Source organism: Chitinophaga sp. SYP-B3965 (assembly GCF_009647655.1).
GTDB lineage: Bacteria > Bacteroidota > Bacteroidia > Chitinophagales > Chitinophagaceae > Chitinophaga.
Map to the genome: position 1 here is coordinate 159,445 of NZ_WJFD01000001.1, position 22,885 is coordinate 182,329.

Annotated in this window: 15 protein-coding genes and 1 tRNA gene; 7 read left to right on the forward strand and 9 right to left on the reverse strand. The window is 45.8% G+C overall.

The window, feature by feature from the left end:
- The first annotated feature begins 39 nt into the window (after positions 1 to 39).
- Complete coding sequence (locus GFS24_RS00610; RefSeq protein WP_153657635.1) at positions 40 to 3,144, forward strand: two-component regulator propeller domain-containing protein; 3,105 nt, start codon at positions 40 to 42, stop codon at positions 3,142 to 3,144.
- Here GFS24_RS00610 and GFS24_RS00615 read toward each other — a convergent pair.
- The 3 genes from GFS24_RS00615 to GFS24_RS00625 are packed head-to-tail and all read right to left on the reverse strand — an operon-like array spanning position 3,107 to position 8,747.
- Positions 3,107 to 3,928: a response regulator gene (locus GFS24_RS00615; RefSeq protein ID WP_153657636.1), complete on the reverse strand. Its 822-nt coding sequence runs from the start codon at positions 3,926 to 3,928 to the stop codon at positions 3,107 to 3,109. The genes GFS24_RS00610 and GFS24_RS00615 overlap by 38 nt on opposite strands.
- 48 nt (positions 3,929 to 3,976) lie before the next feature.
- Entirely contained in the window at positions 3,977 to 6,244 is a 2,268-nt protein-coding gene (locus tag GFS24_RS00620) for a GH92 family glycosyl hydrolase (protein ID WP_153657637.1), read from the reverse strand.
- A 19-nt stretch (positions 6,245 to 6,263) separates the two neighbouring features.
- On the reverse strand, positions 6,264 to 8,747 hold the full coding sequence (locus tag GFS24_RS00625) for a glutaminase family protein (RefSeq protein WP_153657638.1): 2,484 nt from the start codon (positions 8,745 to 8,747) through the stop codon (positions 6,264 to 6,266).
- A gap of 283 nt (positions 8,748 to 9,030) precedes the next feature.
- Between GFS24_RS00625 and GFS24_RS00630 the strand changes: the two genes are divergently transcribed.
- The 6 genes from GFS24_RS00630 (at position 9,031) to GFS24_RS00655 (ending at position 18,550) form a co-directional block, all read left to right on the forward strand.
- Positions 9,031 to 9,552, forward strand: coding sequence for an RNA polymerase sigma-70 factor (locus tag GFS24_RS00630; protein ID WP_153657639.1), 522 nt, complete (start codon positions 9,031 to 9,033; stop codon positions 9,550 to 9,552).
- 76 nt (positions 9,553 to 9,628) lie between these two features.
- The gene (locus GFS24_RS00635) at positions 9,629 to 10,570 is read left to right on the forward strand and encodes a FecR family protein (RefSeq protein ID WP_153657640.1); all 942 of its coding nucleotides are present in this window, start codon (positions 9,629 to 9,631) and stop codon (positions 10,568 to 10,570) included.
- Between the two features lie 224 nt (positions 10,571 to 10,794).
- On the forward strand, positions 10,795 to 14,148 hold the full coding sequence (locus GFS24_RS00640; protein WP_173002923.1) for a SusC/RagA family TonB-linked outer membrane protein: 3,354 nt from the start codon (positions 10,795 to 10,797) through the stop codon (positions 14,146 to 14,148).
- A gap of 8 nt (positions 14,149 to 14,156) precedes the next feature.
- Positions 14,157 to 15,812 carry a RagB/SusD family nutrient uptake outer membrane protein gene (locus GFS24_RS00645; RefSeq protein ID WP_153657642.1) on the forward strand — a complete coding sequence of 552 codons (1,656 nt, stop codon included), beginning with the start codon at positions 14,157 to 14,159 and terminating at the stop codon, positions 15,810 to 15,812.
- An 80-nt stretch (positions 15,813 to 15,892) separates the two neighbouring features.
- The gene (locus GFS24_RS00650; protein WP_153657643.1) at positions 15,893 to 17,692 is read left to right on the forward strand and encodes a beta-N-acetylhexosaminidase; all 1,800 of its coding nucleotides are present in this window, start codon (positions 15,893 to 15,895) and stop codon (positions 17,690 to 17,692) included.
- 9 nt (positions 17,693 to 17,701) lie between these two features.
- Positions 17,702 to 18,550 carry an endonuclease/exonuclease/phosphatase family protein gene (locus GFS24_RS00655; RefSeq protein ID WP_153657644.1) on the forward strand — a complete coding sequence of 283 codons (849 nt, stop codon included), beginning with the start codon at positions 17,702 to 17,704 and terminating at the stop codon, positions 18,548 to 18,550.
- A 102-nt stretch (positions 18,551 to 18,652) separates the two neighbouring features.
- Here GFS24_RS00655 and GFS24_RS00660 read toward each other — a convergent pair whose 3' ends face one another.
- From GFS24_RS00660 to GFS24_RS00685, 6 genes are all read right to left on the reverse strand, one after another.
- Positions 18,653 to 19,336: a hypothetical protein gene (locus tag GFS24_RS00660; protein ID WP_153657645.1), complete on the reverse strand. Its 684-nt coding sequence runs from the start codon at positions 19,334 to 19,336 to the stop codon at positions 18,653 to 18,655.
- Positions 19,337 to 19,387: 51 nt separating this feature from the next.
- A tRNA-Leu gene (locus tag GFS24_RS00665) sits at positions 19,388 to 19,474 on the reverse strand.
- A gap of 69 nt (positions 19,475 to 19,543) precedes the next feature.
- A complete protein-coding gene (locus GFS24_RS00670; RefSeq protein WP_153657646.1) occupies positions 19,544 to 20,356 on the reverse strand; it encodes a 2,3,4,5-tetrahydropyridine-2,6-dicarboxylate N-succinyltransferase in 813 nt (270 codons plus the stop codon).
- Positions 20,357 to 20,386: 30 nt separating this feature from the next.
- Positions 20,387 to 21,370 carry an MvdC/MvdD family ATP grasp protein gene (locus tag GFS24_RS00675; RefSeq protein WP_153657647.1) on the reverse strand — a complete coding sequence of 328 codons (984 nt, stop codon included), beginning with the start codon at positions 21,368 to 21,370 and terminating at the stop codon, positions 20,387 to 20,389.
- Positions 21,363 to 22,325 carry an MvdC/MvdD family ATP grasp protein gene (locus GFS24_RS00680; RefSeq protein WP_173002924.1) on the reverse strand — a complete coding sequence of 321 codons (963 nt, stop codon included), beginning with the start codon at positions 22,323 to 22,325 and terminating at the stop codon, positions 21,363 to 21,365. The genes GFS24_RS00675 and GFS24_RS00680 overlap by 8 nt, the downstream gene beginning before the upstream one ends.
- Positions 22,326 to 22,395: 70 nt before the next feature.
- Positions 22,396 to 22,566 (reverse strand): microviridin/marinostatin family tricyclic proteinase inhibitor, encoded by a 171-nt coding sequence (locus tag GFS24_RS00685; protein WP_153657649.1) that lies wholly within the window; start codon positions 22,564 to 22,566, stop codon positions 22,396 to 22,398.
- Between the last annotated feature and the right edge of the window lie 319 nt (positions 22,567 to 22,885).

Below are 22,885 nucleotides of genomic sequence, written 5' to 3' on the forward strand. Positions count from 1 at the left end.
AATCAACTAAGAGATAGATGACATATAAGCCTCCACGCTATGCCAAAACGTTTCATTTGTACGGTGATACTATTTTTACTGCTGCATGAATGCAGTGCGCAACCCATCTATTTCAGGCATTATGAGGTAGAGAACGGCCTGTCCAACAATTCTGTGATCACCTCTTTGCAGGACAAGGATGGCTTTATGTGGTTTGGTACGGGGGATGGATTAAACAGGTTCAACGGATACAATTTCAAGACCTTCAGAATAGGAGAGGCCAACAACCTTAATAACAACCCGATCTTTCACTTACACGAGGATGTGAAAGGAACCTTATGGGTAGCAACTCTTAAGGGGTTGTTTTATTTTGATACAGCAACCGGGGCATTCACGAAACTGCCTGCTACAAAAGGACAGCTGGTAAGGGTGATCCATGGGGATGCGGATAATAATATCTGGTTTGTTGAAGGAACAGTATTATACAAGTATAATATCGGTACAAAACGCATTGATGTTTACCGGGCACCGGCGTTACAAAATATCACGACGTTGTATAGATCTGCAGATGGTACGCTGTGGCTGGGTTGTGCCAATGGTGTATTGGCAAAGTATGATATGCCGCGTAATGATTTTGTTTATTACACTTCTGATAAAGTTGTGCGCACAGCCAATACCATTGAAACTATTTGTGAAGACAACGAGCATGAAAGCCTGCTGATCGGTACCTCACAAACGGGATTGCTCAGATTCAGCATGCGTGATCAGCAATGGACTTCCATTGCGTTATCCCCGGCCAAAAGCGCCAGCCTGTTTGTAAGAAGCCTGTTGAAAGTAAATGACACGGACTATTGGATCGGCACGGAATCCGGGCTGTATATTTTAAACAGCCGCACTAATATTATACAGCACATTAGTAAAGTGCCGCATGATCAGTATTCCCTGACAGATAATGCTATTTATTCGATCTGTAAAGACAAAGAAGGGGGTATCTGGGTAGGTACCTTTTTCGGTGGTATCAACTATTACGCACATCATCCCATCGCCTTTGAAAAGTTCTTTCCAACATCTGCCTCCAACGCTATTGAGGGGAATGTAGTGCGCGAAATGGTACAGGATCAATATGGTAAGATATGGGTAGGTTCTGAGGATAAGGGGATTGCTGTATTTGATCCTGAGAAGAGATCTTTTGTTAACTATAATAATGGACCCGGTAACATACATGGACTCCTGGCTGATGGCGATAACTTATATATCGGCACTTTTAAAGACGGGCTGTATGTTTTTGATCTGAAGAAGAACAAGATCATACAGCATTACGCAGCATACACTAACAACGGGTTAAACAGCAACTATATCAATATCCTGTATAAAACTACCACCGGTGCCATCATCGTAGGTACCTCTAATGGTGTGTACAATTTTGATAAAGCAACAGGGACGTTTCATTATTTGGAGGGCCTTGTACGGGATGAATTTTATTCCGCCATTACGGAAGATAGCAAAGGACGTATCTGGCTGGGTACACACAGTAATGGTATTTATTACATTGATACGGGTCAGAAGGCCCGAAAATTGTCTGTGCAGGTAAATGGGAATTATCCATTTGATAACAACAAGATCTTAAACTTACTGGAAGATACAGACCATCATCTCTGGATCTGTACAGAATCCGGCCTTTTCAGGATGAACCCCGCCAATCATGCCGTGAAGGTGTATAATACGGAATCCGGTATGCCCAGTAATATTGTTTATAGTACGGTGGAAGATGATCGTAACAGGATCTGGGCGGCTACCTCCATGGGGCTGGCTTATATTGATCAGAAAGCCGGGCAGATAAAAACTTTCAAACAAAGCGATGGATTGTTAAGTGATCAATTCAACCATCGTTCTTCCTTTAAGGATAAGGAAGGGAATATTTATTTTGGCTGCCTGAAAGGTCTTATAAGATTTAATCCGCGAAACCTTACTACTGTTGATCATGTGCCTCCTATTTATCTCACGCAGCTGGAGGTGTTCAATAAAGATGCCGCCATCAACTCCAGGCACCTGTTCTACGATTACCTCTTCCTGCATAAACGGGATATTCAGCTGCCTTATAATAATTCCACTTTCAGTCTTGATTTTGTAGCACTCAGTTTCACTGCGCCGGATAATATCAGGTATGCTTATATGCTTGAAGGAATTGATGAAAACTGGAACTTTACGGATAAGAACAAGATCGTTCACTTTAATAATCTTTCACCGGGCAACTATACTATTAAGATAAAGTCCACCAATAGCAGCGGCATATGGGCATCCAATGAAACATCCTTTAAGATAAATATAACGCCGCCCTTCTGGAAAACGGGGCTTGCCTATTTTGTTTACACGTTGATCACTATTGCTATTATCTATTTTTCGACAAAATATTATAGCAAACGTTATAAAGAACAGCAACTCCGCCTGATGGAGATCTTTACCCTGAATAAGGAAAAGGAACTGTATCAGGCAAAGATTGACTTTTTTACGAAGGTAGCGCACGAGATAAAAACACCGCTTACTTTAATAAAAATGCCGATGAGTAAGATCCTTAAAAATGTGTCTGCTATTCCGGGAATGGAGCATGAGGTAATGGTGATGAATAAGAATACAGACAGGTTATTGACTTTAACCAATCAATTGCTGGATTTCAGGATGGTAGAATCGGGAAATTATGTTTTACATCTGAGCGCCAGGAATATCGTTCCTATTATAGAAGAAATATATGGTAGTTTTCAACCCGCCATCAACAAGAAGAAAAACACCTGTGAGCTTATGATCAAAGATCCGGTGCTCATTTGCAATATCGATGAAGATGGGATGATCAAAATTGTGAGTAACCTGATAGACAATGCTATTAAATATTGCAGCTCCGAAATTACATTGACCCTTCAATCAAACCCATCAGGCGAAAATGCTATCCTTTGTGTAATGAATGATGGTGATATTATCCCGGAAGAAGAAAGAGAAAGTATTTTTGAGCCTTTTTACAGATCCGGTAATACCATGACTGCGGGAACCGGCATAGGGCTATCGCTGGCTAAATCTATAACATTGCTGCATAAGGGTAGTTTGGAATATAGTGTGGAAGAGCGATGTAATGTTTTTACACTGATCCTTCCCTTAATTGATAAGAACGTGTGATGGCTTTATCAATGTACTCGGAGGGGGACATTTTGAAATACTTATAGAAATTCCTTCTGAACTGGCCCGGGGAATTATAACCTGCTTCTTCCGCCAGTTCATTTACCCGGTGGTTACCGGAGTTGATCAGATCAGCGGCTTTTTTTAAGCGGGTGAGGTTAATGATATCATGGGGAGACAGATCAGAGATGGATTTTATTTTTCGATAGAGTGTAGGTTTGCTCATGTTCATCAGCAGACTCAGGCGCTCCACATCCAGTTGTGTTTCATCCAGGTGTGCAAGGATGGTGCTGACCAGCTTCTCCACAAATGCTTCATCCATTTGGGTGTGCGCAATACTGTTTATATGCACCAGGGGTGACTGGGCATAACATTGCTTTAGCTTCGATCTGCTGGCCAGTAGGTTTTCTATCTGCGCATATAAATGATCTAATGAAAAAGGCTTTTCTATATAAGCATCGGCTCCTGCTTTCAATCCCTGTATCCTGGCCTGTAAGGTATTCTTCGCGGTTAATAATATAACCGGTATGTGACTGAGCTCTAAAGTAAGTTTGATCTTTTCACATAGTTCGAATCCATCCAGCCTGGGCATCATCACATCGCTCACCACTAACTGTATAGGTTCATGTTGTAAAAGGGAAAAGGCTTTCTCGCCATCTTTTGCGGTATAGACGGCATAGGACGTTCCCATGTCATGCGACAGATAGTCGAGGATATCATCGTTATCATCAACGATGAGGATACCTGGTTTGGTGTGTTTTAGAATTTGGTTGACCCCTTCCATGGTATACAATTTAAAGAATAAAACACATTTACCCAACCATCTGTGCTATCACTTTGATACTGAATAGGGAAGGTCTTCCGGCTGCAGCTTTATTTGTTTGTCCGCTGTGTTCTTCATGTCAAAGGAAAGGGTTCCTCCTGCGACTATATCCTGGTAGGTAATATATGTTTTGGAATAAGGTTTGCCATTCAGCAGGGCATGATGCATGTATACATTTTCGTCTGAATTACCGTTGGCTGTTATGATGAATTTTTTCCCGTTTTCGAGCCTGATGGTTGTTTTCTTAAACACGGGACTTCCCAGTACATATTCGTTTGTTCCGGGGCATACACTGTAAAATCCGAGTGCGCTTAATACATACCAGGAGGATGTTTGTCCCTGGTCTTCATCACCGGGGTATCCATCCTCAGATGCATTGTATAGTTTTTTCATCACCTCCCGTACATGCAACTGTGTTTTCCATGGCTGGCCTCCGTAGTTATAAAGGTATACCATATGCTGAATGGGCTGATTGCCATGGGCGTATTGCCCCATGTTGGCTATCACCATTTCCGTCATTTCATGGATCATACCGCCGTAAGTGCCCACCTTTACTTTATTGGGTTCTGTAAATACGGCATCCAGTTTGGCGCAGAAAGCCTCATCTCCGCCGAGCATCTTTTTAAGGCCGTTAATATCATGGAATACAGACCATAACCAATGCCAGGCATTCCCTTCTGTATAGGGGCCACCCCATTCTACGGGATCAAAATCACTCAGCCATTTCCCATTTTCATCCCTGCCACGCATAAAACCGGTAGTGCTATCATAAACGTGCCGGTAGTTAAACATCTTTTCCTTAAATCCCTGCAGGTATTTTTCCTGTTTTGTATCTGTAGCGAGTGCGTAAGCACAAAAATCGTCGTACGCATATTCCAGTGTTTTGGCAGTGGCTTCCCTGTATTTGGGATAGGGCACATAACCTAACTGATTGTATGCTGCGTAACCATCTCTTCCGTTTGCAGGGCCCCAGGGGCCTTTGTTGTTGGCTTCATGATAGTAGGCTTCCAGTGCGGCGGCGGGATCAAAGGTGCGTATTCCTTTTGCCCAGGCATCGGCAAGTAATGATATGGCATGATTGCCGATCATGCTGCCCTGTTCATTGGGGAAGGACCAGGAAGGCAACCATCCGCATTGTTTTTGAGCATCCAGCAGGGCCTGCATATACCGCCCGTGCATTTGGGGATGTAGTAATGCATTCAGTGGGAACTGTGCCCTGAATGTATCCCAGAAGCCGGTATCGGTGAACATATAGCCCTCGTGTACTGTACCATCATATGGGCTGAAGTAATAAGGTTTGCCGTTTTTATCCAGCTCATAGAATTTCCTCGAAAATAAACTGGCCCTGAAAAAGCAGGAATAAAAAGTGGCTTTATCTGCTTCCGTACCGCCCTCTACCAGGACCTGTGACAGATGTTCATTCCAGATCTTTTTTGCAGTTGCCTTAGTTTGCTCTAACGTTTTGTGATCACCCAATTCCCTGGATAAGTTAAGTTTTGCCTGCTCTTCGCTGATATAGGAAGAAGCTGTTTTAACCTGTACAGTAGTGCCCTCTTTGAACTGAAGGTACAAGCCTGTGCCTTTTCCTTCGCCCTGGAGGTTTCCCGGTTGCACAGCCCCTGTTGTATTTTCCCAGGTACCATAACCGGTAAAGGGTGTATCAAACACCAGGGCAAAAAAACTTTTCCATCCCTTCTTAAATCCTCTGCCATTATTGACGAACCCGGTCACCATTTTTTCTTTCGGGTATATCTTAACACCACTTAAGCCGGTATAGCCATCCAGCACAATATTTCCTTTGTGCCCTTTGGGAAATGAAAATCTCAGATGCGCGCCGCGTTCTGTGGGCGCCATTTCGGTGCGGACCTTATTATTAAGTATTACGCTGTAATAGTAGGGTTTGGCTATTTCATTTTCATGCTCAAAACTAGTGGCCCTTTGATCCTGATTTACCGTGAGGCTGTCAATACCCGGCATCAGTGAAAAAACAGCATAGTCATTTGACCAGGAGCTGCATTGATGTGCCTGTTGAAAGCCCCTGATACTTTTCTTGTGATACTGGTATTTCCATCCATCTCCGTTATTGCCTGTCTGTGGTGTCCAGGTATGCATCCCAAAGGGAAGGGCCGTGGTTGGATAGGTATTCCCCCTGGTTAATTCATGACGGGAATTGGTGCCCTGGAGTGTATTTACATAATCTGCAAGCGCCGTTTGCTGAGATTGGGCGCTTGCAGAAATTGTAAGTGGAATAATTAAAGCTATTAGGAGTTTTTGCATGACAGACTAATATAAGCTGTTATTTATTCAGTTTATCATTTAAGACCTTCATAAAATAACCTCCTACCACACTTCTTGCCTGGAACCCTACCTGTTTCCCATTGGTTGTTTCGTGCCAGTCACCCAAAGGCACTCTGCTGGTTGTTTCCAAAGCATATTTCTGAAGTGGTAAGATGAATTTTTCGAACTCCGTGTTATTCTTAGTCAATACAGCCGTCCAAATGATCCAGTCGGATTTGGTATAGGTTTTCCGGGAATCCAGCGGGAGGCCGTATGTTTTTTGTTTGGTCAGGTAAAAGCTTATTTCTTTTTCAAATACACTTTTTGGGAAGAGATTAAAATCCAACACTTTATCCCATACCAGGTTATATTTCTGGCTCCAGGAATCTTTCTTTTCAAAAGCTAAGCTGAAATGATCTCCATCGTCTGCCAGTTTTATCCAGTTCTCCATCATGGAGCGGCTGCGATCCAGGTAGTACTTTGCATCTGCTGTATGGCCCAGCATACCGGCAAGGAAAGAATAACTGCGCAATGCCATGATGGCTTTGGCGGAGAGGTTCACGTTCCTGGCGAGGTGGCCGGCAAAGTCATCCGTGCAAAGCTGGTTGGCCGGATCAAAACCTTCCTTGTCCAGGTATTTGGCCCATGTTGTCAATGTGGCCCAGTGTTGCTTTGCATAACCTGCATTACCTTCTGCTTTGGCTATGGCAGCTGCCAGGATCACCATATTACCGGCTTCTTCCACCGGCATATCTTCACCATATACCTGTCCGTTTGCGAGCGGATAAGTGCCAAGGTCATGAGCCGCAAAAGGTTTGGTCCATTTACCGCTTTCGCTGTAATAGAAGATCCCGTTCATCATGCCTTTTTCTAACTCTGGATTGTAGGCGAGGTATAAAGGGGCAGAAGGGTAGGTGAGGTCCACGGTGGCAATGCAACCATTGCTGAAATTCTCTTTGGATAAGAACAACAGTTCTTTCTGAGGACTTTCCACTAATCCATGCGCGGCAATACTTTGACGGTAAGCCAGTTCGCACAGTTGGGCATAAGCGGCTCCTCCGGTTTTAAGGGCATCTGTATAAATAGTGTCCTGGAATAACTTCGCCTTTTTGATCACGGTGTTGTAATTAACAGCCGCTGTATTCATTAAGGTGGAAAAGTTGCGATCACCATTTTTATTCCACCAGGGGCGAAGGTTTGTACCAAAATATTGGACAGCGTAAACTTCATCATACCCCAGCATCATGAATTTTTCTATGGGTGTAGCACCCACCTGGCCAAAGGATACCACTGTATTAAGACTTAAACGTTTTCCGGTTGTTTCAGTCTGACCCTTGTACTGGCCTTTTAAAAACTGGCTGATGCCGGTTTTCTCATTGGCGGCAATATATTGTTGGGAATAATCTTTAGAGGCACCTACATAAAAATATCCCCAGTCTATACGGATATCATCTCCTTTTTTCATCAATACAGGTTGTTCCACAGTGCCTGTTTGCAACAGTTTTATACCACCTGTAGCCGTTGCTTTTGCCGTCATTTGCTGTGTAGGCTGGTTGGCGGCGATGTCCGTGCTTGCGCTTAGGAGAACAGATACCTGGTGTTTATTACCGTCATTGGACTTTACCTGGTAGCTGATATAAGAGACAGGAGTGGATAACAGTGCGAGGTCCTTCAACAGCAAGGGAGAAGTAAAGGTTAATTCGAGGTCCACTTTTCCGCAGCTGAAACTATATTTTGTTTCCATGGCTTTAACTTCCACGTTCTTTTGTGCTGCTTCCCTGATCAGTTTGCTGTCTGTTGTTTCTATCTTTCTTGCAATACCTGCATCGAGGAAACGACCACCGGCAGTATTACGTACATGAAAAGCAAGTACGTTCTTACCTGTTTTCAGGTTGGTTTTTAATTGTTCCTGCAGGTCCAGGAAGGTGTAATTATTTACCCAACCCTCTTTATGATAAATAGGTTTGCCATTCAGGTAGATATCAATATTATCGTCGTGATTAATTTTCAGGAACAGGTTATCAAAGTTTACATCATTACCAAGGGTAAAGGTTCTTCTTACCCAGAGGTCATCTGTATTCCAGCGAGTTTTTGCTTTCCGCCTGTCGTCTGAAAATGGCGCTCCGCCTGTTTTCCATTCCTTATCATTAAATCCTGTTTCGAACCAGCCGGATCCGGGATTGCTGAGTGTATAAGCTACCTCATACGCCGTCTCGTCTGCAGCGGGCAATACGGTGATAAACTCATTGGTTTCCTTTCCGAGGAAACGATAATAAGTATCATCTACTTTAATAATGCCGACCAGGGAATGATCTGCTCCCGTCCAATGTTTTGTAACAGATCCGTTCAGTTTGTCCGAACTGCTCCAGATACTGAAGTAGGGGGTATGGGTGATAAGCGGATAACTGGGTGCTTTTTGTTCCTGCGCAAGGCAGGCCATAGATAGAAGGGAACTACATACAAGAATAACAGCCAATCTGAAATGCTGAGCCAACACTGTCATAATAAATTTGTTCAGTTTTAAATAATTATGGTATCCGTCTTTTGTGAGACGAGGGCGAATTTGCAACTAAAATAAGCAAGGCAGTTAGTCAAAACGTTTCAATATATGGTCAAATTGGATCATTTTTTGAATTTCTACGTATTATATGTAAAATATTTAAAGCAGATATGATGGTGCCGGGTTTCTTTTTTGTTACATCCCAATTTCTTAAGGTAAAATTAACCTTACCATTTTAAGTATATAATATGCAAGTCGTTGCTTTGTGCTCCGCATTGGAACATAAATGGCACACTTCGAAGATATTTATAACAAATACTGGTCTAAACTGTACCTCTCTGCATATAGCATTCTGCAGGACCAACAGGCGAGTGAAGACATTGTACAGGATGTAATGGTAGAGCTATGGCAGAAACGGGATATAGATTCCATTCAATCTGTCCCTGCATATCTGCACGCAGCTGTACGTTACCAGGTGTTCAAAGTTATCAAGGCAGGCAAAGTAACTATCCAGCTTCCGGAAGAAATAGAGCTGGCCACCTCACGTATAGAGCTGGAAGATCAGCTTACTTCAAAAGATCTGCATGCGTTGCTGGATCACTATATCGAAGAGCTTCCCGAGAAATGCAGGGAAGTGTTCATCCTCAGCAGAAAGCATTACCTCTCTATTAAAGAAATATCCGCACATCTCCAGATCTCCACCAAAACTGTCGAGAACCATCTTACCAATGCCCTGAAGAGGCTCAGGCTGCATACCGGTGATTTTTTATTCTGGGTGCTGATGACACTACCCGCCCTATGGCAATAAACCTGCTGTGTTAAGAAAATATGAAGTCCGGTTACCGCTTAGGTGTATCGTTCTCTCATAAGCACATATAGGTGTCATGAATAAATCTGAATTTTTAGCACTGTCAGATAAATATCTGAAAGGTACGCTTACGCCTGAAGAAGAACTGCGTTTCCTCGATGCATGCGCTTCCCTTGAAGGCCGTGTACCCCAATGGGATGAACAACTGCTGGGTTCACAGCAAGTAGTGAAAGATCGTTTGTATGAGAACATTGTTCGTACCGCCACCCGGAAACGTTTTAACTATACCTGGCTGCGTGTGGCAGCAGTGGTGATGGGCATCTCCATCGTGCTGGGCATTTACCGGGCAGAGATCCGTCATCAGCTATTTCCCGTGAAAATGCTGATGGTGGAAACAGGTAAAGCCGATATGAAGCGCATCTTATTGCCGGACGGTTCTACCGTATTATTAAATAAACAAGGGAGCATCAGCTATCCGGAAGAATTTCGCGATAGCATAAGGCTGATCCGGCTTTCGGGCGAAGCCTATTTTGAAGTGACGCATACGGGACAACCTTTTATTATTCAGACGGATAAATTGAGTACGCGGGTGTTAGGGACCAGTTTCGTGGTAAAGTCATACCCCGGCGATCATCAATCCAAAGTAACGCTGATCAGCGGTAAAGTGGCTGTGCAGCAAATGGAAAGCAAGGACGGGGTGGTGTTATTGCCCGGTCAGGAAGTTACCTCTTTCAACGGCCATCTGGCAGTGAAAAACCATGTAGATACTGCATGGATGAACAACAAACTTTCCTTCCGCCAGAGTCCGCTGGCAGAGGTGATAGACGACCTGGAACGGAAATTCGATATCAGGATACAAACAGATGATCACCTGCTCCAATGCCTGATCTATGTGGATGTGGCACCGGGTGACACACCGATGTCCATTCTCGGTCAACTGGCCATTTCACTGGATGGGAAAGTGTTACAAAGCAGCCCGGGTGTTTATAAGCTTACCGGAAAGGGCTGTGACGATTAATAATATGCATAACCTAAAAATCTATTACCGTATGGGGTGATCAACAAACAAAAAACCCTTCACTGTTGAAGCAGCAAAGGGCTATTTTTTTAAAACTACTGCTACTGCGTGCTGCCTGAGCCTTGGAAACTTTCGTCAGCCTCGCAATTGATTCATTTTAATTAGTCAAAAGTATGAAAAAAACGCTTCCTCGAAGAAATCTACATCTTTTTATCAGGGCATTTATGAAATATACTACCATCATACTGCTCATTATCGCCCAGTGCAGCAGCATGGCACTGGCTTCTACCTCTTACAGCCAGGTACTGGATAAACCGGTGACGCTGCAGGTAGAACAGATATCCCTGCCGGAGGTGCTGGACAGGATATCCAATGTTACGCAGGTACGTTTTGTGCTGGCCAGCAAAAAAACACCGGAGCAACGCATCAGCTTCAATGTTCGTAATGCGAAGCTTAGTACGGTGCTGGATAACATTATGAATACATTTGACCTTACTTACACGGCCAATGGTTCTACCATTATCCTCAAATCTGCTCCTTTGCGGAAATTCCTGCCGCCTGCTCCCGAAAAAGTTGAGACGGTGGCAGCTTCGCTATTCCTTAAAGTAACAGGTAAAGTGGTGGATAAAAACCGCCAGCCGCTCATCGGTGCTTCTGTGATGGTGAAAGGCCGGAACAAGGCTGTATCGTCCAACGAAACGGGCGAATTCACCATCGATGTGAATAAAGGGGAAGTGCTCGTAATCTCCTTTCTTGGTTTTTTGAAAAAGGAAGTGATCATTGGCGATGAAACGTCCATCACTATTCAACTGCAGGATGATGTGGCAGGATTGAACGAAGCGGTGGTGGTGGGTTATGGTGTACAGAAAAAGATCAACATCACCGGAGCGGTGAGCACTGTTAATAGCAGGGATTTTGAAAGCCGCCCTATCCGTAATGTGAGTACCGCTTTACAAGGCATGATGCCCGGTGTAACGGTTGTGAACAATGGCGCATTACCTGGCCAGAACGGCAGCACCATCCGCATCCGTGGTATTGGTACTTTGGGGGATGCAAGCCCGCTGGTGGTGATCGATGGTATCCCCGGCGGTAACCTGGATGTACTGAATCCCTCCGATGTGGAAAGTATCTCTGTGCTAAAAGATGCGGCTTCTTCTGCTATCTACGGTGTACGCGGCGCGAACGGCGTTATTGTGATCACTACCAAAAAAGGAAAGAACGAAAGCAAACCTGTGATCGGTTATGATGGATATCTTGGTGCGCAAACACCTACCAAATTACCTGAATTCGTGAACTCGGTAGAATATATGCAGCTGCTCAACGAAGCGAATATAAACGTTGGCCGCAACGCTACCTACACGGATGCAGACATCCAGAAAGCAAAAGACGGCACTGATCCGAATTATTTTGCGAATACAGATTGGGTAGATGAACTGTATAAAAGCAGCGCACAACAGCAAAGCCATAATCTGAACATCACTGGTGGTGCAAAGAACCTCAATTATTATATATCGTATGGTTACCTGAAAGAAGGCAGCATGGTGGTAGGCGATGAGTATAATGCACAACGTCACAACGTGCGCTTCAGAATGAACACCACGCTGCTGGATAAATTACATCTTGATATCAATGCTGGTTATGTGGACAGAAACAACTCTACACCAGTTGCCGGTATCTGGGAAGGCCCGCTGTACGCAGCACACCAGATATTGCCGCTAACGCCGGTACGTTTTACCACTGGTGGCTGGGGTTACCTCGGCGGGCAGGACAATCCGGTTGCATACCTGATGGAAGGTGGTACGGACCGGACCTTCGCGCATGAATTTACGGGCAATATCAACGCATCACTGAAACTGTTGGAGGGGCTTACACTGCGGGGCCAGTATGGCTTGATCAGGGGTAACTCTTTCCGCTCCATGTTCAGCAAAACAGTAGATTATTACAGCCCTATCGATAACGCGCTCATTTATCAAACGAACCCTCAGAACAAGGTGGAGAACAGGGAAAATACATCCCTCTATCAAACGATGCTCGGCTTCCTCGAATATGAGAAAACATTCGGTAAACATGGCGTGAAGGGCATGCTGGCACTGTCTCAGGAAGAAACAGTCACCAATTCGTTCAATGCTTCCCGTACGGATCTTGCTTCGCAGGATGTAGAATCCATCAACCTCGGTACGGCTAATCAGCTGAATGCAGGCGGTGGTTCACAGAATGCACTGCAATCTTTCTTCGGCCGGTTTAACTATGACTACAATGGCAAATACCTGGCGGAAGTGAATTTCCGCTATGACGGTTCCTCCCGCTTTGCACCTGATGTACGCTGGAACTGGTTCACATCTGCTTCCGCAGGATGGGTTTTTTCGAAAGAGCATTTCTTCGATAAGCTGCGTAATGTGATCGAATCCGGTAAAATACGCGTGTCCTACGGTACACAGGGTAACGATAAAGTGGGAAGTGATTATGCGTATCTGTCAACATTATCTCCCATGAACAATACGTTCCCCATGGGCAATGCACTCACCATTGGCTATCGCCAGTCAGGCATTCCGAATAAAGCCCTCACGTGGGAATCCGTGGAAAAACAAAACATCGGCATCGACCTCGTAACATTGCGCGGCCGCCTTTCCACTTCATTCGATTATTTCATCCAGAATACAAATAATATTTTGCTGAGCGTGCCTTTGCCGGATGTATTGGGTGTACCTTCTTATCCTCCGCAGAACGCCGGAAAAGTGCAGAATAAAGGCTGGGAATGGCAGGTGAACTGGCGCGACCAGGCCGGCGATTTCCGCTACGAAGCCTCTTTCAACCTGTCTGATGTTAGAAATAAGGTAACGAGCCTGGGTGGTGTACCGCCAACCATCGGCAACCAGATACGTATCGTAGGTCAGCCGATAGATGCGTATTATGGACTGGTGGCAGACAGGATCGCACAAGTGTCTGACTTTAATTATGATGCTGCCACTAATAAGTATACACCCAAATTCCCCATCATCTCCGGTGATCCTGTACAGCCCGGTGATATTATGTACAAGGACATCAGTGGCGATGGTAAACTGACGCTCGATGCTGACCGTAAAGTGATCGGCAACCCTATTCCCCGCTTTACCTATGGTCTGAGAGGCGAAGTGGGCTGGAAGAACATCGATCTGGGTTTCTTCATCCAGGGTGTGGGTAAAGCTGATGGATTTATTTCGGGTCCCGGCCGCCATGCATTCAGCAACGAGCGTTTTGTGCCGCAAACGGTGCACCTGGATCGCTGGACGCCTCAGCACACAGACGCCAGTTATCCGCGCCTCACTTTCCAGCAAACGTACAATCAGCGCCTGTCTACTTTCTGGTTGGAAAACGCTTCCTACCTGCGTTTGAAGAACGTTCAGCTGGGTTACACACTTCCTGCAGGTGTTGCGGAAAAACTGCGCATCAGCCGCCTGCGTGTGTATGCATCGGCAGACAACCTGTTCACCAAAACGAATTTCTTCTATGCCTATGATCCGGAGTCTCCGCTCGTGAGCGGCAACTTCTATCCGCAGGTAAAAACTTTCGTTGCTGGCCTTAGCATCAACTTCAAATAATTGAAACCATGACAAAAAAGATCTTATATACATTCTTCATCTCCGCTGCACTGGCAACGGGTTGTAACAAATCATACCTCGATCGCCTGCCGCTGGACCAGATCTCTGATGAAACATTCTGGAAAACGGAAAAACAACTGATCCTTGCTGTGAACGGTTGTTATGGTACGCTGAAAGGCCGCAACCAGATCGATCTGGAATATATGGGCGATAATATCCTCCATGCTTCTTCCACGGATTTTCAAACAATCGGCAGCGGTAATTTTACGGCAGACCTTGGTACCATTAACAGCGAATGGAGAAGTGGGTACGCTGGTATCCGCCAGTGTAACACTTTCCTGGAAAATTATAGTAAAGCCAGTGTGTCCGATGCGAAAAAGAAAGAGGTTCTCGCTGCAGAAGTGCGTGTGATCAGAGCTTATCTCTATAGCTACCTGGTCATGTGCTGGGGCGATGTACCTTTGGTAACCAAATCGCTGGATATAGAGGAAGCATATGGCCCCCGTGATCCGGAGCAACAAGTAGTGGATTTTATTTTCGCTGAACTGGATGCCGCTGCTGCCATACTCCCGAAGGAGATCCCCACGGCTGCTGATCTCGGCAGGATCCGTAAAGGTGCTGCTCTTGGCCTTAAAGCCCGTGTTGCACTGTATTACGGCAAGCTTGACGTTGCAGAGAAAGCTGCAAAAGACGTGATGGACCTGAACGTATATGCTCTCTACGAACAGGGCGGCAATAAAACTACTGCGTACAACAGCCTGTTCACCTATGCAGGTAAATTGTCCAGGGGCGCTAACCGCGAAACCATGATGGCACGACTTTACCTGGATGACCTGAACACGCACAACCTGAGCCGCGAAACACAATTGCCGGATGGTGTGGTGCGTTTCAATGCTACCAAATCTTTTGTAGATGATTATCTGTGCAGCGATGGTTTACCTATCACAAAATCCCCGCTGTATAAAGAGAACAACTACCAGGATGTATTCACCAACAGGGACCCGCGTATGACGCAGACCGTTCTTGCACCGAATGCCAGGTGGGGCGGCCGTTTCGACGGAAATCCCGCAAACACCAATCCGGATATCTACACTGCACCAAAATTCAGATCAGACAGAAGAGGCGCTGTAACTACCACCGGTTACTACTTTACCAAATACGTAGAGCTCACCACAGTGCCGTTAGTAGGCAGAGATGCAAACGATATTCACATCCTGCGTTACGCAGAAATGCTGCTCACCTACGCAGAAGCAAGGCAGGAACAGGGCAAGCTGACCCAGGCGGACATTGATCAGACCATCAACCTGCTGCGCAACCGTGTAGGCATGCATCCGATGGTACTCACAGAACTGGCTGCCAATGGCATGAACGTTCGTGATGAGATCCGCCGTGAACGCCGGATCGAGCTGGTGATGGAGGGCATGCGTTACTTCGATATCAAACGCTGGAAGATCGGGCCGGTACTGGCTAACGATGTAAAAGGCATGAAGAAGGAATGGGCAGTGGTTCCCGGCGATCTGTCTTCCGTACGTACAGATGCGCAGGGTTACATAGTGGCCATGACGGGCCGCACATTTGCAGACAGGAACTATCTGTGGCCTGTGCCGCAGGTGCAGTACGACAGAAACACAACATTAGGCCAGAACACCGGCTGGACGAAATAATTACCTGTACACCCGTTGAAATTACAGTGCACGCGATCATTGTGTGCACTGTAATCATTTACAATACAACGTAACCAAACATGAAATTCATTCTTACAACATATATCGGCTGCCTGCTTGCTTTTGGCGCGATGGCACAGATCATTCCCGCTCCGGGTTCCATACAGCAGGGCCATGGTTTTTTTAAACTGGACGGGAATACAAAACTCGTGGCAGGAGATGAAGCTTCGCGGCGTAACCTGGGACTGTTCAGCCAGTTGATCCTGGAACGATTTAAAGTGAAATTGTCAATTATTCCAAAGGCTACGGGCAGATATCTGGAGATCACGCAAACGGAAGTAAACGGGCCGGAAGGTTACTCGCTGGAGGTAAATGAAAACCGGATCAGTATAAAAGGAAGCAGTAAAGGTGCTTTTTATGCGCTGCAATCTTTGTTGCAGATGATAGACGGTAATAACGGGCAGATTGCTTCCTGCACGATTACAGATAAACCAGGGTTCGGGTATCGTGGTGTGATGATCGATGCGGCGCGTCATTTTATAACATTGCCTGAAATGAAGAAGATCATCAACCTGATGGCGAACTATAAACTCAACAGGTTACAATGGCACCTCACAGATGATCAGGGCTGGCGCGTGGAGATTAAAAAATATCCTAAGCTTACGCAGATCGGGGCTTTCAGAGACTCTGCTATCATTGGCCACTACGGCGATTTTAAACCGCTGATATATGATGGACAAAGATCAGGTGGTTTTTATACACAGGCAGACATCAAAGAAATAGTGGCGTATGCAGCGGACCGTAAGATAACTATCATTCCGGAAATAGAATTACCAGGGCACAGCACGGCGGCATTGGCGGCTTATCCTGAATTGGGTTGTAAGGATACCATTTACAACGTGCCTGGCTATTGGGGCGTGCATCCTAACATTTATTGCCCCAAAGAAGAAACATTCCGTTTCCTGGAAGATGTGTTGACGGAAGTGATGGCCCTGTTTCCCGGGGAGTTCATTCACATTGGGGGAGACGAAGTGCCGAAGGACCACTGGAAAGTTTCCCCGGTTGCACAAGCGCTCATTAAACAACATCATCTGAAAGATGAGCATGAATTGCAGGGTTACTTCGTAACGCGCATTGAAAAATTCCTGAACAAACATGGCCGCCGCCTGATAGGTTGGGATGAAATACTGGAAGGAGGTGTAGCGCCCAGTGCCACTATCATGAGCTGGCATGGAGACCGCGGCGGTATTAACGGTGCTAAAGCTGGTCACGATGTGATCATGACGCCGAATAATTATTTCTATGCAGATCGTTACCAGGCGAAGGACAAGAACACGGAGCCAACAGCCCTTGGCGGTTTCATCTCCCTCGAAAAAGTTTATGGATACAATCCCCGTCCGGATGCTTTGACAGCACAGGAGCAACAACATATACTGGGTGTTCAAACCAACATGTGGACGGAATATGTGACCAGCAACAACAAGCTGGAATACATGTTGTTCCCGCGTATGCTGGCGGTGGCGGAAATTGCATGGTCCAATAAGGAACAAAAGGATTATGATGATTTCTCTGCCAAACGTCTTCCTGTACATTTGCAGGAGCTGGAAAGGAGGGGCGTGTTCTTCCGCATCCCGGAGGCAAAGATTACTTTCGGCACCAATCCTGCTAATGGCAGAAGGACGGCAGCGATCATTCCATTTGTAGCCAATAGCACTGTATATTATACCATCGATAATCACAAAGCAGACCAGACGGGTAATGTGTACAACGGAGCAATAGATCTGCCCTGGGCCGGAAATGCGCCACTGCAGCTCAATTACATCATTGTAACACCGGGAGGCCGCGCCAGCAATATGTTCACCGTTGATCTACCTAAATAAATTAAAATCATGAAACAGTTAGTATTGATCGCCTGCATGACCTGCGCATTATTCAGCGGCGCAGCACATGCACAACAACTGAATGTAGCTACCTACAATATCCGCTACGACAATCGCGGTGATTCCCTGGACCCATGGAGCATCCGTAAAGACCTCGTGACCAATATGATCAGGTTTTACGACTTCGATGTTTTCGGTGTGCAGGAAGCGCTGGCTAACCAGATGGACGATCTGCAAAACAATTTGCAGGAATATGCGTATGTGGGCAATGGCAGGGACGATGGGAAACGCGAAGGGGAATACTCCGCCATCTTCTATAAAAAAGACCGCTTTAAACTGTTGCAACATGGAATGTTCTGGCTGTCACCCACCGATACAGAACACCCGAACAAAGGCTGGGATGCTGCGCTGCCGCGTATCTGCACCTGGGCGAGCTTTGAAGATAAAAAGACCCGCTTCAAATTCTATCATTTCAATACCCACTTCGATCACAGAGGGGTAGAAGCCCGCAAAGAAAGTGCAAAGCTCATCCTTGCGAAGATCAAATCCATAGCGGGTAATGCACCGGTAATTTTGTCCGGCGACCTGAACGTGGACCAGGATAATGAAAGCTACAAAGAGATCGCTACTTCCGGCAGTATGAAAGATGCGTATGAAACAGCGAAGATCAAACTGGGGGATAACCAGACCTTTAATGGTTTCAGGCCTATGCTGGGTAAAAGGAATGCCCGTATCGATCACATCTTTTTAACGCCGGCGTTTGATGTACAGCGATATGGGATACTCACTAACAGTTCTCTTGGCCATTATCCATCAGATCACTTTCCAGTGGTGGTTACGGTGGAGGTGAAGAAGTGATTGGATCTTGCAAAAAACAAAGAACCGTATAAATCGCAAGATTTATACGGTTCTTTTTATAAGCAAAAAGCCACAGATATTCTCTAGCTTAAGGGTTTGTGTTCAACAGATCAGCAACAACCTGTTCTGTCCGGATCTTTCCTTTGGTGCACGGTGAATACAGGGAGGAACCTGGCTTTCAGGATGATCAACCGCCAATCTCCATAAGTGACCAGTGCCTAAGCTTATTGGATGTGCATCAGGTGTAGCCTGATAATGCAGATCAAAGAAATGTTCACTTAAGAATGATTCAAAACCTTCATCTGCTCCATCATATAGTTTTTTTAGTTCATCACGTATTGCCGGAATAAGCACTTTCTTTTGGCCCTGTGAATTTGGCAATATGTCACTCGGCTCGCCATAGTAAGTGCATAAAAAGGTATCGGTTGGTACAGGAGAGCGATCTACATGAAAGGAATAAACATCGGTTGGAAGAAAAGGGAAGGCATCATCCCGGTCATAGTAGTTGATCACATTAAGGGTTGGCGATGCGCCATGCGCTTTCAATGCCTTCAGATCATTTAAAAGAACTTCACGGGCAAGTTGCCCTTGTTCACTTAACTGCAGTTCATGGAGTTCTTCTTCTTCAATTGCCGTTATATTTCCGCTTAGTGTTACCTTTTTAACAATCTCAGAAAAATCACCTGTTAGTTGACGCGTCCAGCAAATCGCATTCATTTCTCCACTAAATGGTGTAGAAACAAGGTCTTGAAAACTCGTGACACAGTGAATTTGATGATCTATCATGATAGTTAATATAAATAAAAGATCCGCTACAAGAGCGGATCTTTTATTTATTGGTGCCCAGAACTGGATTCGAACCAGCACATCCTTGCGGACGCTGCGACCTGAACACAGTGCGTCTACCAATTTCGCCATCTGGGCATCTTCAGGGAGTGCAAAAGTAAGGAGTTTCAGGATAATTCCAAAACTCCTTACAAATAAAATTAAATGCTATACAGCAATATTGAATTCACGCAGCGTGTCGTTCAGGCTGGTCTTCAGGTCTGTACTGGCTTTCCGCTGGCCAATGATCAATGCGCAGGACACCTGGTATTCACCGGCAGGGAATTTCTTGGTGTAGGTGCCGGGGATCACCACGCTTCTGGCTGGTACGCGGCCTTTGTATTCAATCGGCTCAGGGCCGCTTACATCAATGATCTTGGTGGATTGCGTTAAAACAACGTTAGCACCCAATACGGCTTCTTTCTCTACATGCACACCTTCTACTACGATGCAACGGGAACCTACGAAAACGCCGTCCTCGATGATCACCGGAGAAGCCTGCAATGGTTCCAGTACACCACCGATGCCCACACCACCACTCAGGTGAACGTGTTTACCGATCTGTGCGCAGGAGCCTACTGTAGCCCATGTGTCTACCATGGTGCCTTCATCAACGTATGCGCCTATGTTAACATATGAAGGCATCAGGATAGCGCCTTTGGCAATGTATGCGCCATAACGGGCAATAGCATGTGGTACTACGCGAACACCCAGCTCTTTATAATTAGTTTTGAGTTTCATTTTATCGTGGAACTCAAAGGGAGGTAAGCTCATCGTTTCCATTGGTTGAATGGAAAAATACATCAGGATAGCTTGTTTCACCCATTCGTTTACTTTCCAGCCATTTTCTGTAGGTTCTGCTACACGTAATTTTCCTTTATCTACCGCTTCTATTACTGCTTTCACCGCATCGGAATATTGTCTTTCTTGTAACAGGCCACGATCGTTCCAGGCAGTCTGTATTAGTTGCTGTGTATCCATTGTCTAATAATATTTCCGCAAAAATAGTAATCATTCTCTTCTTTCCGCCTGGTTTAATAATACGGCGGCCAGATGGCGGGAAATAGCGTTGTTGCATTGCTTGTCCAGCCAGAAATATTCGCCGGCTGCGTTCACTTCCAGGAAATAGCATTTTCCTTCCGGTGTGAGGATCAGGTCTATGGCTCCGTAGTTCAGGCCGTAGGTGTCCATGAAGGTTAAGAGGGCAAGGCTGATATTTGAAGGCAATGTATACGCCTGCCATGCATCTGCCAGGGCGGCCCCTTCCTTTCGCCAGTCCACCAGCTGTTTGGAATCTATGGAAAAACAGAAGATCTCACGGCCAACGATGGTTACCCGGAGTTCGAGGGCTTTTTCCAGTTTTTCCTGGAACACCATCGGGCAATACCGCAGTTCGTTCAGCTGATCCAGGTGGGCGGTGGTTACTTCGTTCGTAAATACCACATGTTCCTGCCCATCCCGGTAAATGGCAAAGGCGCTCTGCATTTTAGCGATCACGGGTTTGCCGGTATTTTCGAGGAAAGCTTTCAGTTGTGCGGGGGAATTGGTGATGCAGGTGGCGGGTACTTCCAGGCCGCAATCTTTTGCGATGCGCAATTGTTCTTCTTTACTATCCAGGCGGCGGTATACACTGTATTTTTCTATCTGGAAACATTTCAGACCTTCCAGCATTCCGAACAGCGTGCGCCGCAGTTCACCGAGGGTGGAAGAGAGGTATTCCTTTTCCAGCAGGGTTTCCAGCCCTTTGCCGATGTGGTAACTGCGGCGGTACCATACAGCGGTGATATCATCTAGACTGGATGTGGTTTGGGGTGTTTCCAGTAGTCCCTGCCATTGTCCGTTGATGAAAGAGGAACTAAGCCTGCTCTCTACAGGGTAGCGGTCTACGTCAAAACGCACACAGCTTCCGCCAAGGTGTTCGATCTGCTGTATGACGGTATCTACTACGTTATTGTCTTCGGAATGGGTGATAATGAGGACTTTACCTTTATTCATTGGTGATCCGGTTAACTAATTTCTCGGCAATGGTTTCGGCGATGGGGAAGCCGAGGTATTTTTCGAGCATGCCCCATTCTCCCTGGGGATTCACTTCCAGGAAAACGTATTTGCCATCCGGCTGCACGATCATGTCTATCGCGCCAAAAGGCAGGTTCAGCAGGCGCATCATGGCATCTATCTTTTCTGCTGTATCTGCGGGTAACTGGTAAGGTTCCCATTGAATGATGGTGGTGCTATTGGTGCGCCAGTCCGTGGATTCGGGAGCTTTCAGGCTGCCGGTAAAGATCTCTCCGTCTATATAGGCGATGCGCAGTTCCCGGTCCTTGGGAATATATTCCTGCAGGATCATGGGGCAGGCGGCCAGGGATTCCAGCATGGGCACGTCTTCTTTGCGCAGGCGGGTGGTGGGGAAGAAGTCGCCGGCGCCATCCATGGTTTTGGAGAGTGCGCCATGCAGTTTCACCACTACGTCGCCATTGTTGGCGTCATAAAATTTGATGGCATCTTCCGCATGATTGCTGATAATGGTTTGCGGAACATACAGGCCGGCAGCCTGTGCGGCAGCCAGCTGTATGAGTTTATTATTGCCAATGCCATGGTCTATGTGCATGGGATTGATCCAGGGCACATCCAGTGCATCGAGGAAGATATGCAGGGAGGTATTGTATTCTTTGATGAAGGCAGGAACATAAGCCGGGTCCAGGGACGGCGGCACCTGTAGTTTCCAGAGCTTTCTGTACCATACGGCACTCACATCACTGGCGTTCAGCGTTTGCTTCCCGTGTTGCAGCTGGTATTGCGGACCGTTCTCTGTGAGCCGGTACCGGAGCCGGTAACGCGTGCCGAATTCATCAGAGTTGAAACGGAAACTCGGGTATCCAAGCTGTTGCAGGCGTTGTTGTACTAACTCTATTGTGTAGGTGTCCTGTGAATGAGTGATGCAAAGAATCATGAAGCATGGAAATAAAAAACAAGCAATAGCGTGTGCCATTGCTTGCAATGATCGTAGAATGTTTGATGAACTATAACAGCCACCATTCCTCATCCCCATCTGAAGGGTATTTGAGGGTCTGGTCGGGAGCATCTGATAATTTGCTCGTCCAGCTGCTTTGTTTTCCCTGGTTCTTTTCAGTTTGCTGTGCTTCCAGGAATTGTGCAAAGAATGGCTTCATTACTTGTTCATTGGGCTTCATACTTGATTGTTTTTTGTTGATGATACAAGATGATACGATAACTAATGGATATGTTTAATGGGAGTAAATGTCTTGATTAAGCTGATTTTCCAATCTGATATGCTTCATAAAAAGCGGACAATCAAATTAATCTTTTTTGAGGAATTAAACAAATCTAATTACCTGATCTGGTGGCGGTTAATAGAGTATCATGGGAAGCTATATACTGACACTATATTACCCATTCTGCCTGACCCAACGTCAACCCTTGGTGAACCCTTAGAGAACCGAACAAGAACCCTTAGAGAGAAATGTTTAAATACAGTCATTACTGCATTAA

Excerpts from the sequence above, each read along its gene's own strand:
- GFS24_RS00610 (WP_153657635.1), top strand. The coding sequence starts at position 40 with ATGCCAAAACGTTTCATTTGTACGGTGATACTATTTTTACTGCTGCAT.
- GFS24_RS00615 (WP_153657636.1), bottom strand. The coding sequence starts at position 3,928 with ATGGAAGGGGTCAACCAAATTCTAAAACACACCAAACCAGGTATCCTC.
- GFS24_RS00620 (WP_153657637.1), bottom strand. The coding sequence starts at position 6,244 with ATGCAAAAACTCCTAATAGCTTTAATTATTCCACTTACAATTTCTGCA.
- GFS24_RS00625 (WP_153657638.1), bottom strand. The coding sequence starts at position 8,747 with ATGACAGTGTTGGCTCAGCATTTCAGATTGGCTGTTATTCTTGTATGT.
- GFS24_RS00630 (WP_153657639.1), top strand. The coding sequence starts at position 9,031 with ATGGCACACTTCGAAGATATTTATAACAAATACTGGTCTAAACTGTAC.
- GFS24_RS00635 (WP_153657640.1), top strand. The coding sequence starts at position 9,629 with ATGAATAAATCTGAATTTTTAGCACTGTCAGATAAATATCTGAAAGGT.
- GFS24_RS00640 (WP_173002923.1), top strand. The coding sequence starts at position 10,795 with ATGAAATATACTACCATCATACTGCTCATTATCGCCCAGTGCAGCAGC.
- GFS24_RS00645 (WP_153657642.1), top strand. The coding sequence starts at position 14,157 with ATGACAAAAAAGATCTTATATACATTCTTCATCTCCGCTGCACTGGCA.
- GFS24_RS00650 (WP_153657643.1), top strand. The coding sequence starts at position 15,893 with ATGAAATTCATTCTTACAACATATATCGGCTGCCTGCTTGCTTTTGGC.
- GFS24_RS00655 (WP_153657644.1), top strand. The coding sequence starts at position 17,702 with ATGAAACAGTTAGTATTGATCGCCTGCATGACCTGCGCATTATTCAGC.
- GFS24_RS00660 (WP_153657645.1), bottom strand. The coding sequence starts at position 19,336 with ATGATAGATCATCAAATTCACTGTGTCACGAGTTTTCAAGACCTTGTT.
- GFS24_RS00670 (WP_153657646.1), bottom strand. The coding sequence starts at position 20,356 with ATGGATACACAGCAACTAATACAGACTGCCTGGAACGATCGTGGCCTG.
- GFS24_RS00675 (WP_153657647.1), bottom strand. The coding sequence starts at position 21,370 with ATGAATAAAGGTAAAGTCCTCATTATCACCCATTCCGAAGACAATAAC.
- GFS24_RS00680 (WP_173002924.1), bottom strand. The coding sequence starts at position 22,325 with ATGATTCTTTGCATCACTCATTCACAGGACACCTACACAATAGAGTTA.
- GFS24_RS00685 (WP_153657649.1), bottom strand. The coding sequence starts at position 22,566 with ATGAAGCCCAATGAACAAGTAATGAAGCCATTCTTTGCACAATTCCTG.